The organism is Komagataeibacter oboediens (assembly GCF_018491655.1).
Classification (GTDB): Bacteria; Pseudomonadota; Alphaproteobacteria; order Acetobacterales; family Acetobacteraceae; genus Komagataeibacter; species Komagataeibacter oboediens.
In genome coordinates, this window is record NZ_JABLUU010000006.1 from 49,816 (window position 1) to 66,542 (window position 16,727).

General features: G+C 58.5%; 16 protein-coding genes. 7 read left to right on the plus strand and 9 right to left on the minus strand.

Annotated features, from left to right (window positions below; genetic code table 11):
• Positions 1-59: 59 nt before the first annotated feature.
• Positions 60-590 carry an SDR family NAD(P)-dependent oxidoreductase gene (locus tag HNO79_RS07105; RefSeq protein ID WP_214165055.1) on the minus strand — a complete coding sequence of 177 codons (531 nt, stop codon included), beginning with the start codon at positions 588-590 and terminating at the stop codon, positions 60-62.
• Positions 591-677: 87 nt separating this feature from the next.
• Complete coding sequence (locus HNO79_RS07110; RefSeq protein ID WP_214165056.1) at positions 678-1,040, minus strand: thiol-disulfide oxidoreductase DCC family protein; 363 nt, start codon at positions 1,038-1,040, stop codon at positions 678-680.
• A gap of 197 nt (positions 1,041-1,237) precedes the next feature.
• Between HNO79_RS07110 and HNO79_RS07115 the strand changes: the two genes are divergently transcribed.
• From HNO79_RS07115 to HNO79_RS07140, 6 genes are all read left to right on the plus strand, one after another.
• Positions 1,238-1,819, plus strand: coding sequence for a TetR/AcrR family transcriptional regulator (locus HNO79_RS07115; RefSeq protein WP_244987456.1), 582 nt, complete (start codon positions 1,238-1,240; stop codon positions 1,817-1,819).
• Between the two features lies 1 nt (position 1,820).
• Entirely contained in the window at positions 1,821-2,060 is a 240-nt protein-coding gene (locus HNO79_RS07120) for a hypothetical protein (protein WP_200409805.1), read from the plus strand.
• A 196-nt stretch (positions 2,061-2,256) separates the two neighbouring features.
• Positions 2,257-3,183, plus strand: a complete 927-nt coding sequence (locus tag HNO79_RS07125) for an efflux RND transporter periplasmic adaptor subunit (protein ID WP_214165057.1) — start codon at positions 2,257-2,259, stop codon at positions 3,181-3,183.
• Positions 3,183-6,221, plus strand: coding sequence for an efflux RND transporter permease subunit (locus HNO79_RS07130; protein ID WP_214165058.1), 3,039 nt, complete (start codon positions 3,183-3,185; stop codon positions 6,219-6,221). The genes HNO79_RS07125 and HNO79_RS07130 overlap by 1 nt, the downstream gene beginning before the upstream one ends.
• Positions 6,214-7,665: an efflux transporter outer membrane subunit gene (locus tag HNO79_RS07135; protein ID WP_214165059.1), complete on the plus strand. Its 1,452-nt coding sequence runs from the start codon at positions 6,214-6,216 to the stop codon at positions 7,663-7,665. The genes HNO79_RS07130 and HNO79_RS07135 overlap by 8 nt, the downstream gene beginning before the upstream one ends.
• Before the next feature lie 381 nt (positions 7,666-8,046).
• On the plus strand, positions 8,047-8,580 hold the full coding sequence (locus HNO79_RS07140; protein ID WP_200409153.1) for a methylated-DNA--[protein]-cysteine S-methyltransferase: 534 nt from the start codon (positions 8,047-8,049) through the stop codon (positions 8,578-8,580).
• Between the two features lie 40 nt (positions 8,581-8,620).
• Here HNO79_RS07140 and HNO79_RS07145 read toward each other — a convergent pair whose 3' ends face one another.
• From HNO79_RS07145 to HNO79_RS07175, 7 genes are all read right to left on the minus strand, one after another.
• On the minus strand, positions 8,621-9,238 hold the full coding sequence (locus HNO79_RS07145) for an acetate uptake transporter (protein WP_214165060.1): 618 nt from the start codon (positions 9,236-9,238) through the stop codon (positions 8,621-8,623).
• 666 nt (positions 9,239-9,904) lie between these two features.
• On the minus strand, positions 9,905-10,363 hold the full coding sequence (locus tag HNO79_RS07150; protein WP_214165061.1) for a c-type cytochrome: 459 nt from the start codon (positions 10,361-10,363) through the stop codon (positions 9,905-9,907).
• A 268-nt stretch (positions 10,364-10,631) separates the two neighbouring features.
• Entirely contained in the window at positions 10,632-10,907 is a 276-nt protein-coding gene (locus tag HNO79_RS07155) for a hypothetical protein (RefSeq protein ID WP_010517727.1), read from the minus strand.
• 128 nt (positions 10,908-11,035) lie between these two features.
• A complete protein-coding gene (locus HNO79_RS07160; RefSeq protein ID WP_010517725.1) occupies positions 11,036-11,395 on the minus strand; it encodes a hypothetical protein in 360 nt (119 codons plus the stop codon).
• Between the two features lie 37 nt (positions 11,396-11,432).
• Positions 11,433-13,469, minus strand: a complete 2,037-nt coding sequence (locus HNO79_RS07165; protein ID WP_214165062.1) for an FUSC family protein — start codon at positions 13,467-13,469, stop codon at positions 11,433-11,435.
• A 242-nt stretch (positions 13,470-13,711) separates the two neighbouring features.
• Positions 13,712-15,379, minus strand: a complete 1,668-nt coding sequence (locus HNO79_RS07170; protein ID WP_244987457.1) for a carbohydrate porin — start codon at positions 15,377-15,379, stop codon at positions 13,712-13,714.
• A 106-nt stretch (positions 15,380-15,485) separates the two neighbouring features.
• Positions 15,486-16,004 (minus strand): hypothetical protein, encoded by a 519-nt coding sequence (locus tag HNO79_RS07175; protein WP_214165063.1) that lies wholly within the window; start codon positions 16,002-16,004, stop codon positions 15,486-15,488.
• Between the two features lie 165 nt (positions 16,005-16,169).
• Here HNO79_RS07175 and HNO79_RS07180 point away from each other — a divergent pair, with 165 nt between their 5' ends.
• Entirely contained in the window at positions 16,170-16,712 is a 543-nt protein-coding gene (locus HNO79_RS07180; RefSeq protein ID WP_048856977.1) for an iron transporter, read from the plus strand.
• Positions 16,713-16,727: the final 15 nt, after the last annotated feature.

Sequence of the window (16,727 nt, forward strand, 5' to 3'; positions counted from 1 at the left end):
TTTCTCCATTCCACGCAATCAGGGTGCCGCTATCGGCAGGGGGCAGGGAGGGGCCCCGATCACCGGCAGGAAATGGTCCGCTGCCGTGGCGGGCGAAAACAGCTTTCCTGCTGGCACACCGCCCTGAAAGGGTGCTGAAAGCGCGGTGCCGACGGTGCCGGGGGCAGGGCTACCACAATCACTTCAGGGTGGGGGCGCCGCATCTCGATGGTGAAATTGACCACCATCATGTCAAGTGCCGCCTTGCTGGCACGGTAGGCATGCCAGCCCCCAGCCGGTTGTCGCCAATTAGAGCCGCCCCCTGCGGAAAGAACCGCGAATACCGCACGCCGCTCACGCGGCAGGCGCGGCAGCATGTGCTTGGCAATCAGCGCTGGTCCGGTGGGGTTGATGGCAAAGGCGCGGGTCATGGATGCGGCATAGAGGCTGCGCATTGTCTTTCCGGGGAAAATGTTCCGCGTGGCATTATGCCATATCCCGGCGGTGACCAGAGCCAGTTCCGGAGGGGCATCGATCTTGGTTACAGCATCGGCAATGCTGTCCTTATCCGTCAGGCCGAAGCCGCTGCAGGGGCCGACGTGACCAGGCATGGATGCGCGCATGCTGTCCGGACTGCGCAAGGCGGCTGACAACAGCATGGCCAATGCCGCTGCCTACTCAGAACACAGCGGCAATCTTTATCTTACCCAGCGTTGCAGGATCGGCCGCACCCGCAGGAACCGGCGATAGGCCACCTCAAGCCCCCATAGTATCGGTGGCAGCCGGGCCAGTTCGCCAAGTGGCCGCAACACCGGAATGGCGCGCCACATGGCGGCAAAAGCGGCTGCGCCATCGTAGATTACGGTGCCTTTGCGGGCATGGAAACGATCGAGCAGCAATTGCCGGTCAAGCGGGCAGGGCTGTGCGGGGTCGGCAACGTCGACAAAGTGAATGTGATTCGCACGGTCCAGTCGACGCATTAGCGCAATCTCGCGCAGGCAGAGCGGACAGCCGCCATCGTACCATACGGTCAGGATATCGTCGTCGGATCGGTCACTCATGGTCACACAATACAATACCCCGCGGCCCGTGACGACCTGGCAGTTCGGGAAAGATGCTGGACTGCCGGGTGATGGCCCGGTGCCCATGTGTAAAGTGATGTTTCCACCCATGCGCCGTGCTGCGGAGATCTCTGGCGTCCTGTCTATGCCCGCCCCCTATTTTTTTTCTTGAAAACATACCGTCCGGACGGTATTTAATGGACATGACCAGAAAACCAAAACGCACCAACAAACCCGAAGTCGTAAAGAACGACCTGCTCAACGCAGCAGGCCGGATACTGGTCACGAACGGGATTCAGGCGTTTACCCTGGAACTGGTGGCCAGGGAGGCAAACGTCAGCAAAGGCGGCCTGCTGCACCATTTTCCGAACAAGAAAGCCCTGCTTGACGGGCTTTTCATGCGTGAAATGGACCTGTTCAGGCATGAGATGCTTGCCTCCATGCAGGATGATCCTGTTGCGTTCGGCAGGTCTGCGCGGGCGTATATCGGGTTTAACCATGATGGAGCGAAAGAGACGCCGGTCATTATTCGCCATCTGCTTGCTGCCATGTTGATTGATCCGCAACTCAGTCAGGAATGGATCCAGCATTACTGGAGCGTTATCCGCTCCATCGGCCTGTTCGAGAACATGACACCAGCCCTTCTGCTCGCCTGTATGGCTGCTGATGGCCTTTCGCTGTGGGACATCCTGGAGGCTGGCATTGTAGACCAGACTATGCGCGACAGTCTGCATGACCTGATGGTGCAGTTAACGCAGGCCCCTGATAAAGCCGGCTGAAATGCAGGGCGTTTTCTCTTTGTCAGGGGCGGTTGTCTCTGGTGCCGTGGCAACTGCCGCGCAAAAACAGGCGCTGGGTTTTGCCAGAATTCCGCCAATGACCGTCATGACAGCAGGCTATATCTCGTCCTTCATCTTTTTTTCTGTCTGGTTTTACTTTCGGAACCGGTTTGATGGGCAACAGGCCACCATGATTATTCTTGTCCTGTTGGGAATTTCGGTTATCGCGGCACTGCCGTAAAGAAAAAAGTCTGTATTTTTCGGAAATCAATATGCCCTGTCGAACGCGCACAGACATCCTGACAAGGGCGCTGCCCCTGTTTGCAGCATTATGCCTTTTAGGGTGTAAGCCGACATCTTCCCCGGTAAAGCACGCGCCCCTACCTGCCGTACAGGCCATCAGGGTGCATGACGCCTCACCACGGAAGGCTGTCTTCATGGGATCATACGGGGCCGAAAGAACTATTCCCCTCGCACCGACACAGGCCGGGCGTCTGACATCGGTATCGGTTACCAGCGGTCAATATGTTCATCAGGGCGATGTTCTGGCCACATTTGAAGACAGGCTGCTGCTGGAGATGGAAGCCCAGGCACAGGGCGAGGTTGATGCCGCCCGCGCCGAAATGAATCAGGCTGCCGCAACATATAAAAGAAGCCGGGGACTGGACACCATAGGGGGGCTGTCCTCTGGGACGGTCGAAGAACGTGCCTATTCATGGCACCTGGCTCAGGCAAAATACAGATCAGCCCTTGCAGCCCTGACGCAGGCCCAGATTCAGGTGGCTGAAAGCAGGATCCGGGCGCCTGAAGATGGCTGGATCATGAGCGTCACGGGTGTTCCGGGTAGTCTGGTTGGCGCCGGGAGCGAAATCATACGATTGTCCGCAGGGGCGTCTGAAGTCCACTTCAAGGTTCCATCATCCTCATCCTGGAGTGCTGGTGACAGGGCGGAAGTTGACCTGCCTGGTCAGGATGGCCAGCCCGTTCAGGCTGCCATCAGGGAAATTGGCGCGGTTGACGGCACAAGTCAGATGCGGGATGTCAAATTGGAACTGGACCATCCGCTTCCCGTAGCCGTCAACAGCCTCGTCATGGTTGTTCTTGCCGCGCATGACGTGTCCCATGCCGTGCGTGTGCCGCTTACTGCCGTAGATTCAGCAGACCAGATGCATGCCCATCTGTGGGGGCTGACGGATGGGCAGGCGCCGCATCTTGTCCTGCGGCGCGTCCGTATTGTCGGGCTGAGAGGAGCAGATGCGTTAGTTGAAGGCCTGACGGACGGTGAATGGATTGTCACCAATACTGACGGTTCGTTCCAGCAGGGACAGGCTGTTCTTGTTGCCGGGCAGGCAGGTGAACGCTGATGATGGATCGTTTCAACGTCTCACGCTGGGCTGTCGGCCATCCGGCACTTGTCAGCTTCATGATGGCCTGTCTTTTCCTTGCTGGTGGATATGGTTTTCTTCACCTTGGCCGGGCTGAAGACCCCGCTTTCACGCTCAAGAACATGGTTGTTTCCGCACAATGGCCGGGCGCAGGCGCCCAGCAGATGCAAAGGCAGGTGGCCGAACCGCTTGAGCAGGGCCTGCGTGATATCGAAGCCATAGATGTTCTCAGTACATATTGCATTCCGGCAGCCTGCGTGACGCAGATTTTCCTGCGCGATGATGAACGAAAGGAACGTGTTCCGGTTATCTGGCAGAAGGTCCGCAACAGGTTATCCGACCTTGCTCCTGGCCTGCCGTCTGGCGTGGCACTTGCCGCCAATGATGATTATGCCGATGTCTATGGGTATGTGTTTGCCCTGACCGGGGGAGAAAATGCAGACCTCATCAAGACATCCGAATATCTGAAGAAGATTTTTCAGGCTGTTCACGGTGTGGGGAAGGTCCAGATCAGCGGCGAGATCCCGCAGCAGGTTACCGTCGATCTTGATCCGCAACAGGCTGCCGCAAGGGGAATCAGTCCCGATCAGGTTGCAAGGTCGCTTCAGGGGCGATCAACTCTGGCATCTGGTGGTTCGGTAGATTTTACAACCGTTGTTCCCCTGAATGTGTCCGGAGCCCTCGACGGTGTGCAGTCCGTTGAAGAGACGCCACTGGCAGGCCATTCCGGCACCATCCGTGTCAGGGATATTGCCCAGGTGAGCCGTGAGTATGCAGATCCGGCACCTTCGCTGATCCGTTACGGGGGCAGGCCGGCCGTCGTCATTGCTGTCGCAATGGCTGAGGGCGCGGACGGACTTGCGCTGGGCAGGGCGCTTGAGAAGGCGGCGGCTACAGCCGTGCTGCCCGCGGGCATGAAGCTGACGCAGGTGGAAGACCAGAGCCGGGTCATCCGGGAGGCCGTGAATACATTCCTGATCAAGTTCGTCGTGGCGCTGAGTGTTGTGCTTCTGGTTGCTTTTGTCAGCCTGGGCCTGAAAGCCGGGATTATTGTGGCCTGCTCCGTGCCGCTGACGCTTGCCGGGGTCAGCCTGTACATGGGCACGGAGCATATCGGGCTTGACCGTATTTCGCTTGGGGCCCTTATCCTGTCCCTCGGGCTGCTGGTGGATGATGCCATCATCAGTATCGAAGCGATGGTCGTGCAGCTTGAACAGGGGCGCAGCCGCGAAGAGGCAGCCTCTTTCGCGTGGAGCCACACCGCATTCCCGATGCTGACGGGCACGGTGCTGACGGTTGTGAGCTTCCTGCCGGTTGGCCTGGCGCAGTCGACAACGGGTGAATACGCCGGTGAAATTTTCTGGGTCAGTGCCGCGGCACTGCTGTTCAGTTGGGTTGTGGCGGTCGTTTTTATCCCGTTTCTGGGGGTTCATCTGCTGCCTGAGGCCAGACAGCCCTCACAGGCATCACGTGAGTCCCGGCTGACGGGTATGCTGCGCCACATGCTTGGCACCAGCCTGCGATATAAAAAAGCCGTAGCGGGTGGCACGGTCATGCTGCTGATCGTGGCGTGCGGCGGTTTTATGTTTGTTGACCAGCAGTTTTTTCCGCAGTCCGATCGCCCGGAAGTGATTGTGGATGTTGCCATGCCACCGGGAACAGCCATTGGGGAAACCGATGCGGCCGTCGGCATTCTGGAAAAGCACCTGGGGGGAAGCCCATCGCTGCGTCATATGGAGGCTCATATTGGCGATGGCGCGCCGCGCTTTTACCTTCCGTATGCCCCGGCCACACCCAGTGCCGCCCACGCGACACTCCTGCTTGTTGCACAGGACCTTGATGCGCGGGAAAAGCTGATCCAGCAGGTTGAGGCCATGTCCCTTCCTGTAGGCGTGCACCTGCATGTGCAACGTCTGTCCCTGGGGCCTACTGCTGACTTCCCCGTGCAGTACCGCATCATAGGGCCAGACCCGGACACCCTGCGGGCGATTGCACGTAGGGTGGATGACATCCTGCGCGGCACCGAAGGCGCGGTCTCGGTGCAGGCGGATTGGGGGAACCGGACACCCAGCCTGACCCTTGAAGCGGATCCGGATAAACTTGCGTATTTCCAGACAGATCGCGCCAGTGTCGCCGCACAGCTCCAGGCAGCCATTTCCGGAGAGGTCGCAGGTGATATGCCCGATGGGCACCATCATATCCCGGTCATGGTGCGGGCCGCCCGCACCGTGCGCTCTGATCCCGACCTGTGGACGAACCTTCCCATTGTAACAGGAAACGGGGTCGTGCCGCTTGGTCAGCTTGGCACCATACGGGTGACAACCGACTTCCCGATCCTGTGGCAGAGAAATGGCGAACTCTGCATGACCGTTCAATCGGGTGTTGCAACGGATATCCAGCCCGCGACTGTGGTGCAGCGCGCAACGCCAGCAATGGAAGCCCTGCGCATGGGCCTTCCTGCGGGATACAGAATTGAAACGGGGGGAGATGTGGAGCTTTCCTCGACAGCGGATAGTGCGATCTTCGCTTTCCTCCCGCTGACCGGGGGGCTGATGCTTCTGGCGCTGATGATTCAGTTGCAAAGCTTCAGCCGCTCCCTGCTCGTGCTGTTTTCGGCACCGCTTGGCCTGATCGGGATGGTGTCCGGCCTACTGGTGACAGGGGCGCCGTTTGGCTTTGTGGCCCTGCTGGGGCTTATTGCCCTGGCGGGCATGATCATGCGCAATACGATCCTGCTGGTCGATCAGATCCAGTCCAGTCATCAGAATGGCACATCGCTGCATGCGGCCATCATTGATGCGACCCTGACCCGCGCGCGCCCTGTCTGCCTGACGGCGGTGGCGGCAATTCTGGCTTTTATTCCCCTGAGCTTCAATGTGTTCTGGGGGCCAATGGCCATTGTCATGATTGGCGGGCTTGTTGGTGGAACAGCACTGACCCTGATTGCCGTGCCCGCATTTTACGCTGTCCTGTTCGACCGTACGGCTACCACCGCAGAAGCATCCGCCCATGTCTGAGACGCGTTTTTTCCAATGCAGGGTGCGCATGCTCCTGTTTCCCATGCTGCTTGCGGTCGCCGGTTGCAGTATGGGGCCGGATTTCGTACGGCCGAAGCCGGTGCTGCCGGAGCAGTGGCAGAATGCGGGGGCTGTGGAACATGCCCGGCCGTCATCCCTGCCATGGTGGCATATGTTTAATGATCCTGTGCTCGATCAGCTTATGCTCCGCGCCGAAACCGGAAATCTGGATATGGCGCTGGCGCGTGAACGGGTCAAAGCCGCCCGCATACAGCGTCGCGCCGCATCGGCTGAAAGTCTCCCGTCACTGAACGGGCAGGCTTCCTATACGCATGAACGCCTTGCCACATCAGGGGTAGGGGAGGTCCTGCAGCCCCTGCTGGGTCTTTCTCCAGATGCGGTAAGGCAGGAGCCTGAGGGTGTTTCCTATACAAATTACAGTATTGGCGCGGTGGCCTCATGGGAACTGGATATATGGGGACGCCAGCGTCGGCTAAGGGAGGCGGCAAAGGCGGAGTTGTCTGCCGTACAAGCCGATGTGGATGCCATGCATCTTTCGACACAGGCAGAAATTGCACGAACCTATTTTCAGTGGCTATGGGTTTCGGACCGCCTGAAATGCGCCGAAAAAACGCTGGAACGGGCAACGCAGCTTCTGACCATAGCCAGGGCTGTCCATGCACGCGGCCTCCTTGCGGGTGTTGATCTGGAGAAACAGCAAAGCGTCACTCAGGCCGCACTTGGTGAAAAAGATGAACTTGCCCTGCAACAGGCTTCGTTACATCGGGCACTGGCCGTGCTTGCGGCAGGGCGACCGGATGCGGACATACCCGAACTGGCAAAACCCGCAGACCTTCTGGATATGACAATGCCAAAGGTTGCTGTTGACATTCCTTCCGATATGGCCCGGAAACGTCCGGATATCCGGGCGGCGGAGGCGCGGCTTCACGCGGCCACAGCGACGATTGGCATGGCACAGGCCGATTTCTATCCGCAGGTTACCCTGACAGGGCAGATCAGTCTCGATGCGCTGACAGTGGCCGAACTGGGGTGGAATGCACGCAACACGTCCTTTGGCCCGACACTTACCCTCCCGATCTTTAATGGTGGCCGTCTGTCCAGTCAGCTTGCGCTGCGCCATTCTGAACAGAGGAGCGCGGGCATATTTTATCAAAGCGTCGTTTTGAATGCATGGGTTGAGATCGAAAACCTCTTGTCACACGAACAATTTTTAAGGTCACAATATCAAAGGCAGCTCTCTCTCCTTAATGCTGAAAAAGCGCGCACTGCAGCACTTCAGAAACGCTATCAACATGGTGACATGTCGCGGGAGGAACTATTGACTGCCGCTCTTTCTGAAAGTGAAAGTGAAGCAAACCTTGCCAGAACATATGTAGCATTGCTGACCAATGCCGTTGATCTCAAAACAGCACTTGGTATCTAACATTACCTTGGCAGAAAATTTGGGTAAGGATTCTGACATGCTCCCCGAAAATGTGCCCATTTTAAGGTAGGGTCCGATCGGGAAGGATACGGACGGATGAAACGCAGTGGCTTTACGGAAGAGCAGATCATAGGGATACCGAAGGAACAGGAAACTGGGCTGGAGGTCTCTGATCCATGCCTCCGAGACCCTTGTCATTCCATCAGGCCCAAGCCATAAAAAACGGGAACTCTCCTTATTAAGTGGATACAAAAAGGGGGCACGTCACTTAGACAGCGTCTATACGCTTAAATGACGATCCGCCGTCCGGAACGTTGAACCCTGTTGTATTACCGCAGGCGCATGGGATAGAAACGTGTAGCCACAGGGAATGTCCCGACCATGACATCCGTATCGTCTGCTGTTTCCGGTGCCCGCCTTGTCACGGGACAATCCGTGCTTGGGGCGGTACAGGTGGTGACCGGGGATGGTGGTGTCGCGGCCATCATGCTGGGTGATGATCCGGTCGCGCTTCATGATGCAGCCCTGAAGCGTTTTCCGGATGCCGTTCCCGCAGGAAAGGCGGAGGCGGATCGTGTGCTGGCTGCCGTGCGGACATGCATTGAAACGCCATGGGCAACGTTTGGCCTGCCGCTGGATATGCGGGGTACCCCATTCCAGTGTCAGGTCTGGCAGGCCCTGCGCGCCATCCCGTGTGGCGGAACGGCAACATACACGGAACTGGCGGCGCATATTGGCAGGCCAGAAGCCGTGCGTGCCGTGGCGGGTGCATGCGGCGCGAACCCGCTGGCGGTTGTCATTCCCTGTCACCGCGTCATACGGCGCGATGGCAGCCTGTCTGGCTATCGCTGGGGTGTCAGCCGCAAGCAGTGGCTGCTGGACCGGGAACGGACCGGGATGGCGCGCGGGCAATAGGCGCGCGCCATTGGCACGGGAAACATCCGGTCCGTCCTGATCAGGAAATATGCAGGACCAGATCATCCTTGTGTGGGGCGTCACCTGTGGTGCGGGGCCAGCCTACCGGCAGGACCGCGTGACCGAACTGGGCTGCAAGGATCTCGCTGGCGGCCAGATAGATGGCGCTGAAACCGCATAGAAGTCCTTCATATCCAGCGATGACATCCAGCATGGGCCGATTTAATACCGCAGCACTGCCAAGCAGGACAAACAGCAGCGTCAGGCTGAAGAACACGACCTGATGCATGCGCGATGCCACCAGTGATCCCACTGCCATGATGGCCGTAAACAATGCCCACAGCCACAGGTAACCACCCAGCAGGGCGGGGGACGACGCGGGCATCAGTCCCCATTGCGGCAGGAACAGCAGCATGGCCAGCGATATCCAGAACGCCCCGTAGGCCATGAAGGCCGTCATGCCAAAAGTATTGCGGTTGCCATATTCCATTACCCCCGCGATGAACTGCGTCAGCCCGCCAAAAACCAGCCCTGTCGCCATGATGGCGGAACCCATCGGCACGATCTGGGCATTGTGCAGGTTAAGCAGGACGGTACTCATGCCAAACCCCATGAGCCCCAGCGGGGCGGGATTGGCGTCTGTGTTGTTGTGTATCATGCTGGTTTTCCATTCCACACCGGATGAATATGACAAACCATGTCACCGTCATGCGGGTCGGGATATTAAAATATGCCTTACCCTTGCCGCACACGACATCACGCCAATGCGTGATTGCCGGTGGGGTTCCCGCAAAGGGGATAAAGATATGAAATGAGGGATATTCCTCTGTCCATATTGCATATTGCCGGACACAGAATGCGAATTTTCCAATAATTTAAGTAATATTTATTTCATAACAAATAATGAAATATGTTTTTTGGAGGCAGTTATGAAACAAGCGCGCACATATGTGTTGTGACATCAAAATGGCAACTGCCCTATCTATGATATGAATGAGGTATTGGTGCCCCTGTAATACTTAATTTTTACTTACGTTTTCTTGTGTCTGTTCAGAGATCATGCAGAAAGGATAATGACCGGATGCATGCTTCAGTGCCGGAGGGCCAGATGGGTGTTGACGGGGCAGGACGGAGCATAACCGGTTTCCTGCCCTGACGCTGTCGCCTGATCTACCGGCTGTACTTCCTCTGTTCCGCTTTGGTACAGGCCGAATTCAAAGTAAACGAATAATAGAAATATTCGATCCCAGCCAGTTGCCTGAGAAGCATCACACGGGATTCCATGAAAGGCGGGTCAGGTCACGATCCGCCTTTCATCATGTCATCAGGGCAGCGGATGCAGTGCGTCAAGCGCCTGTCGTTTTTCCACCATGGCGGAGGGCGCGATGGATTTCCCCCGTGCGGCGGCGACGTCCTGCACGGTAAAGATGGTTGCATCCGGACCGTCCGGCAGGCCCGCGACATGATTCAGGATGGCGGCGACCTGATCATCCGCCAGCATCTTGAAGGGGGGCATGAACCCGGCATAACTGTTGCCCTGTATCGTGATGGCCCCCATGATGCCGTTCAGTGCGACGGCAACAACATACTGCCGACCTTCGGGTGTGCTGGCGATCTTTCCCACGCGTCCGACCAGTGCCGGGAACTGCCCCGGCACGCCCTGTCCATTGGGCTGATGGCACATGCTGCAGTTTGACTGGAACAGGGCCGTGCCATCAGCGGCGATTGCTGATCCCGCAGGGATGGAAAGGCAGAGCATTGCGGCAAGAAGTCTTTTTTTCATGGGCGATGTCCTGATGTATCCTGTTCCCGGGGAAACCTGCAGGGTTGATCCTATCGCACCGCTGTCCGCAGACATACCCCCTGCCGGGATGCCATGACCGTACAAAAAAAGGACGCCCCGCCGAAGCGGGACGCCGAGTTTAGGGATTGGGAGACGTTGTGGTGTCACGAGATCCACAGTTCATTAACTTCACTTATGGATAATAGTTTTCCCAAAAACACATAAACGAAGAAAAAATATTGTTTACGATATGTTCCATTCCGTCGCATCATGTGCCGTGCAGCATGACAAACTGCCGGGCAAAAGGCAGCATGACCGCAATGCTCAGCAACCCGAATATGACGGTCATTCCGGCAAAGGTTGCCATGTGATGGGGGTAATCCTCGGTATATAAAAGACCGCAGACCCAGAATATCACGGCTTCCACCGCAAGGCCGACGCCTATGACCGGAATATGGAAAAAGGATCCGGCCAGCCACCATGCAAGGGCCCCGGTCAGGACGACTGCCGCCGTCGCACGAAGCAGGAAAGAAAGTGCACGCATGTCTGCCCTGAACCTGGTTATCGGAAAGGAAACATCACGTAACCGTGACCATAGGGCCAGAATGCCCGTTTCCATCCCGATGGGCAACCACAGGCAACCGGCATGACCGCCTGCCTGCGGGGTTGTGATTACTGTGCGGCGGGGGCTGCAGCCGGGGCCGTGCCGGATGCCGCATCGGGCGTCATCTTGCCGGGCGTGGTCGAATGTTCAACGTCGTACGCCGTGGCCTTTGCTTCATAATTGCCCTTGGCGCCGGGGTGTTCCTGATCATACAGGGCGGCCTTCGCCTTGGCTTCCTTGCGGTATTCGTGGCGCTTGTACATGCCCGTTACGCAACCGGCGGCGGCGCCCAGTACGGTATGGTGGTTGGCAACATGGCCCCCCACGGCCCCCACGGCGCCGTATTTCAGGCAGCCACCGGGTTCGGCATGGGCGGCAGTGGCGCATGCCATGACGGCAACTGCGCCCAGAAGAGCGATCTTACGCATTAACATCATCCTTTTTGCTGATAAATAGGTCTGATATTCACGACATATCCGATACGACATACTTTGTCACCTTCTGGGTCATGATGTCCGGATTTTCGTGCAGGCCCGTGGTAATGATCCGCAGGCAGGCCAGAACTTCCGCCATCTGTTGCCTTGCCTGCGGTGTCGTAACGCGGGCCTGCTCATGCCGGGTCCATGCAAGTACATATGGTGTCATGGCGGCTGCCTGTCCACGGTCCCAGCGGGCCAGAAACAGGCCGACGATCCGCCCGGCACGTGGGGACAGGTGGCCCCCGCGGACCAGTTCACGCAGGCGGATGACATAGATGCCGACAGTCATGGACATGATCTGCCGCGCCATGCACGCGCCCAGCACAGGGGGCGGCAGGGCACTGGCCTGAAACAGGATGCGCACAAGGCTGGCGGCGCAGGCGGCCAGCCAGGTTGTGGCGTCAGTACGGGTCCCGATCCGACCAAGGTGCCGCAGGCGCTGGCTGACCCAGGCTTCCGTCCGGCGGATATGGACATCCATGCGGAAGGGCACGACCAGACGGTAGGTCAGCAGCACGAAAATGATACTGGCCAGAAACGCCATGGTATTGTTGAAAAAGGAGACTTCATCAAACCGTCCCTGGTTGATCGGGCCAATCAGCACAGGCAGGAACATATTGAAGGAAAAGGCATATCCAGCCAGGTGGGGCCTGCGGGCTGCAAGCCCGCCAATTGTCATGGGCACCAGCAGGGCGGCCAGCAGGATTTCCGGCGCGGTAATGGCGGGAATGATCCACAGCGCCAGAACCGACGCCACCGCCGCGCACCACAATCCCCCCTTCAGGAAGGGGGTGGTGGCGACCAGCGGGTTCTCCCGTGTCGCCATCAGGCCATAGATCAGGGCGACAAAGGAAATGAACGCAGGCCCATGGTGCCATGCGGTGATTTCCCACACCATGCACGCCCCCATGATGGCTGCTGCCGCGCGGATGCCATTGTTTACGGCTTCATGCATATGGCGACGCGATGTCAGGCTGAAACGGAAGCGGTCCCCACGCGGGGCGGTGGCGCACGCGGTCATTTCGCTGCGGACCCGCGCAGCTTCGGATACAAGCGCCGTGGTCACCGGCTGCCATTCCGGGCTGTCCACCGTATCGGTGGCGGGATCGGGCGTATTCTGCTGTAGCCATGTCGCAAGTGCGCGCTCGGGCGGCGTATCATCCATGCGTGGCGGCGCGGTCATGCGGGGATGCAGGATCTGCAGTGCGCGTGCCTGCGCCAGCATCACCAGCATGCCTGCCAGCGCGCGGCGGGCGTGGTCGCCCACATGGTTGCGTGGCCCCAGTTCCAGCGCGCTGAATTCGATCTGTCCGCTGAAGGTGACGATCTGTTGTAGCAGGGAACCGGTAATGGCCTGCTGTTCCGGGCCAGCGGGTGCGCAGATCTGCTGGATAATGTTGGCGCATGTGGCGCGGAATGTCTCTGCCAGCCGGTCGAGCAGTTGCTGGCGCGCATGTTCCACCATGCGCGGCATGAACACGACCGCCAGAACCGCTTCGCACAATACGCCCAGTATGATGTAGCTGGTGCGGGCGACGCTTATGGCAAAGACATCATCGGGCTGCGTGATGGCCCCCGTGGCAATGATGGCGGATGTAAACCCCGTCAGCACCAGCCCGTAGGCCCGGTACTGATCCAGCAGCGTTGCCAGTGCGCAGCACAGCCCGATCCACAGGGACAGGCAGGTGAAAAACAGCGCCGGCGCCTGCGGAAACGCCGCCATGAGCGTAATGGCCGCAACACCGCCTACCAGCGTGCCGAAAATCCGCCACCGCGCCTTGGACAGGCTTTCCCCGCGAGAGGATTGCGCCACCACCCACACCGTCAGAGGCGCCCATTGCGGGCTGTCCAGTTCCATCCACATCGCGATCAATAGCGAGATGATGGCCGCAAACGACGTGCGGACCGCGAATGCCAGGTCCGGCAGGGTCGGCGCATAAATCCAGGACACGCGCCTTACAGGATGAAGCAGCACGGTGGTAATGCGTTCGGTCAGGGGTAAAGTTGCGGTCCGTGCCCCCATTATTCTTCAGCCCCTACATCATGGTCAGGATGTGCGTAACCCGTGGGTCATGTCGTGGCGGACCATGGGGTGGAAGGGGCGGGCCGGTCCAATCGTTTGTTATGATATTTTAATAAGTAATATTTATGAAATCCCCGGTTGTGTCCGTGGGGGCGACGTAGCCCATGCCGGGGCGGCAGGCACGCGACTGGCTGGCGTGTGGGTGTTCAGGTGCCGGGTTGTGGCTGGCATCAGCCGGTTTTTCAGAATGTAATGCTGCTGTGCAGGCCGAAAATGGCCTCGTTGCCCACGCGGCGGTAACCGGTCCAGTCTGCCACCCCGCCCGAGGGATGCCAGACGTACTGGAAGTCCGGCTGCATCACCAGCCACGGCGTAACCTGCGCCTGATAGGTCAGTTCAAGGTGGTTCTCGTTGCCCTGCACCGGGCTGTAGGTGCCGGTTTGGGCCACGTTACGGTCGAACTGGCGCTGGCCCGAACTGGCGCGGCCAATGCCCCAGCCCAGCCCGATCGTGTCGTTGTCACGTCCCCGGAACGGGGCCTTCAGGTTCAGGCCCGCGTCAATGGCGAAGCTGATCAGGTTACGGTCGCCGCCATTGCCCGTGGCGCGCACGAAAATACCCAGCGAACGCGCGGACTGGATGGAAGGCCGCCAGATCATCTGGTCAATGATGCCGTACACCATCCAGTTGCCCCGGTCCCAGCGCGGGATGCCGGTGGTGTCATTGGGGCCGCCAAGGGCCTGCCCCATGTTGTTGTAGCGGTAATCGGGAAATCTGGCGGTGTCGTAATATCCGCCCAATTTATAGACGCCCGGCAGGCCGGGATTTTTTGTCACGTTGGACATATCGGCGGGCTGCGGATTGAGTGCGTACTGCAGTTCGGTAATCAGCAGCGCGCCATTACCCATGTTGAAGTTTGTGCCATTGGCGCCGTTATAGGTCTGGCTGGTGGGATCGCTGTTGCTGCCCAGTACTGCGCCCGTGGCCTGCTGGATGGGTAGCGAGTTATAGCGGTTGCCCGGCGGGTTGTCGTCAGCAGCGGCGAACATGAAGGTGAACTTCTCGCTGGGTCGGTAACGGATCCGCACGGCGGGCGAGGAGAGTGGCCATGACGGGCCGCCGCCATACAGGTTGACTGACGGGGCCATGGGCCAGCCGAAATTGGCGTTCAGGTACAGCGATGCGTAATCGCTGATCAGGAATTCGGTATCAAGGTCCTGCTGGCCGATCTTGACGTCGAGTTTCCCCTTGAGGAACGACTGCTGGTACCACAGTTCGAACAGGCGGGTGGAGCGGTCAGCCTCGAACCCGCTGACCGGGTTGAAATTGGCCAGGTGATCCTGCGAAATGGAACGTCCGCGCGTCTGCAGTGCGCTGACATTGAACAGGCCGCCCTTCAGCCCGAACAGTTTTTCGGTATCGATGGTCAGCGTGGGCATGGTCACGCCGTCATAGGCAGGGCCGGTGCCCGAACCGGCCGCTCCATCGCTGCCTGAAGCCGATCCGCCAGTGCCGTTGCCCCAGACTTCATCGACTTCCTGAATGTCGAAGCTGATGCCGTGTTTGTACAGCCACGGGCGTGCGCCCCACATATTGCCCAGCAGGTTGCCGCTGGTATCCAGTTTGTCACCATCGTCTGCGGCCTTTTCTTCCGCATCGGCCTGCGCGCGTTCTGAATCGCGCACGGTGGCAGGGTCGATCTGTTCGACCAGCGGGGTGGAATTGCCAAGGCGGGCGCGGTCTTCCTCGATCTGGGTCTGGACCTGTGCAAAGCCGGTCGCAGGAAGGGCCAGCCCGAAACATATGATCCATGATCCGGTGCGCAGGCGCTGTCGCATGCTGCCAAAGGGAAGGGCAGGAACGAAAAAGCTCGATCCCTTCAGAATACGCCGTGTCTGTTCCAGGGTCATGCTTTCCACCGCAACTGAGAATCACTATCAACAAGAATGACTCTCAATCACACTTTGACGCAAACCCGTCAACAGCAGGCGACATGCAAAAATTGCAATCCAGGTGTCAGCGCAAGAAAACTTTAGGTACACCTTCACTATTCAGGCAGGACATGATCATCACGCCCGTCCACAGACAGAGTGAAATACTTGCCCCCACCCGGCCGCGCAGCGAGATGACCGGATGCCCCCTAAGTACAGATAAATAAACCGAACGGTGGCACCACATTGCATTGAACATGGCCAGCGTGATCAGCAGCAGTTTGGGGGTCAGGTACGCCCGGCTGCCAATATGCACCGGATCATAAAAAAACAGCACCACACCCGTGACCATGGCGATGGCAAAGGTGATGTGCAGCGGACGGACCATCAACTGCGCGGTAGGGGCCAGGCGAGGCGCCATGCGGGGGGTGAGGATGCCAAGATCAAACAGCATGTCCATCCCGAAAAACATGGCCATGCTGACGATATGCGCAATGCGGATCAGGTAATGGACCGGCTGCAGCCAGAAGTGCAGCATCCGGCTGTCCATTGCGATCAGGACCTCATAGGGCAATCGCATAAACGCGAGGGGATGGCTGATCATGCGGGTGGTCTCCGTGTGTATCGGACATGACATACCATCCGTTGACATTGATAACAATTATCATTATCAGATTTGTGTAATCAGCCGAAAGGGAATCTGCGATCTGTCGCGGCATTACTGTAATTAAAAAATAAAACATTATGTCGTGACTTAATGATCAGAGAGATGGAAACAGGCATCATGAATAAAAAGTTTTCTATACTAGCACTGGCTATCGCGGCGCTGCCCGTTGGTGTCACTGCGGCGCAGGCGCGTGAATATCCCATTGGCGGTCCTGTCCATGCGCATGACATGGAAATCGCGTCGAGCTACCTGACCGGGATCATGGTGGACCCCATGCCTGCCGGCATGACCGACAATACCAGGCCCGATACCATCCACCTTGAAACCGACGTCCATGCCACTGCCGATAACGTGTGGGGCTACCCCGACGGAGCGTGGGTGCCGTACCTGACGATCGGCTATTCGCTGACCAAGGACGGCACGCCATGGAAGGCCGAAGGCACGATGCACTTCATGACCGCCAAGGATGGCCCCCATTACGCCGATAACGTGCAGATGGATGGCCCCGGTCGTTATACCGTCGTGCTGACCTATTCCTCGCCCGAGCAGAGCGGTTTCCTGCACCATGTGGACAAGGAAACCGGCACGCCGGGATTCTGGCAGCCGTTTACCGAGAAATTCAATTTCGCCTACCCCCAGAAGTGATTCCCGAACGGGGAT

What these genes read in the sequence shown, in the direction of transcription:
- HNO79_RS07105 (WP_214165055.1), bottom strand. Translation starts at nt 590, where the DNA reads ATGCCTGGTCACGTCGGCCCCTGCAGCGGCTTCGGCCTGACGGATAAG.
- HNO79_RS07110 (WP_214165056.1), bottom strand. Translation starts at nt 1,040, where the DNA reads ATGAGTGACCGATCCGACGACGATATCCTGACCGTATGGTACGATGGC.
- HNO79_RS07115 (WP_244987456.1), top strand. Translation starts at nt 1,238, where the DNA reads ATGGACATGACCAGAAAACCAAAACGCACCAACAAACCCGAAGTCGTA.
- HNO79_RS07120 (WP_200409805.1), top strand. Translation starts at nt 1,821, where the DNA reads ATGCAGGGCGTTTTCTCTTTGTCAGGGGCGGTTGTCTCTGGTGCCGTG.
- HNO79_RS07125 (WP_214165057.1), top strand. Translation starts at nt 2,257, where the DNA reads ATGGGATCATACGGGGCCGAAAGAACTATTCCCCTCGCACCGACACAG.
- HNO79_RS07130 (WP_214165058.1), top strand. Translation starts at nt 3,183, where the DNA reads ATGATGGATCGTTTCAACGTCTCACGCTGGGCTGTCGGCCATCCGGCA.
- HNO79_RS07135 (WP_214165059.1), top strand. Translation starts at nt 6,214, where the DNA reads ATGTCTGAGACGCGTTTTTTCCAATGCAGGGTGCGCATGCTCCTGTTT.
- HNO79_RS07140 (WP_200409153.1), top strand. Translation starts at nt 8,047, where the DNA reads ATGACATCCGTATCGTCTGCTGTTTCCGGTGCCCGCCTTGTCACGGGA.
- HNO79_RS07145 (WP_214165060.1), bottom strand. Translation starts at nt 9,238, where the DNA reads ATGATACACAACAACACAGACGCCAATCCCGCCCCGCTGGGGCTCATG.
- HNO79_RS07150 (WP_214165061.1), bottom strand. Translation starts at nt 10,363, where the DNA reads ATGAAAAAAAGACTTCTTGCCGCAATGCTCTGCCTTTCCATCCCTGCG.
- HNO79_RS07155 (WP_010517727.1), bottom strand. Translation starts at nt 10,907, where the DNA reads ATGCGTGCACTTTCTTTCCTGCTTCGTGCGACGGCGGCAGTCGTCCTG.
- HNO79_RS07160 (WP_010517725.1), bottom strand. Translation starts at nt 11,395, where the DNA reads ATGCGTAAGATCGCTCTTCTGGGCGCAGTTGCCGTCATGGCATGCGCC.
- HNO79_RS07165 (WP_214165062.1), bottom strand. Translation starts at nt 13,469, where the DNA reads ATGGGGGCACGGACCGCAACTTTACCCCTGACCGAACGCATTACCACC.
- HNO79_RS07170 (WP_244987457.1), bottom strand. Translation starts at nt 15,379, where the DNA reads ATGACCCTGGAACAGACACGGCGTATTCTGAAGGGATCGAGCTTTTTC.
- HNO79_RS07175 (WP_214165063.1), bottom strand. Translation starts at nt 16,004, where the DNA reads ATGATCAGCCATCCCCTCGCGTTTATGCGATTGCCCTATGAGGTCCTG.
- HNO79_RS07180 (WP_048856977.1), top strand. Translation starts at nt 16,170, where the DNA reads ATGGAAACAGGCATCATGAATAAAAAGTTTTCTATACTAGCACTGGCT.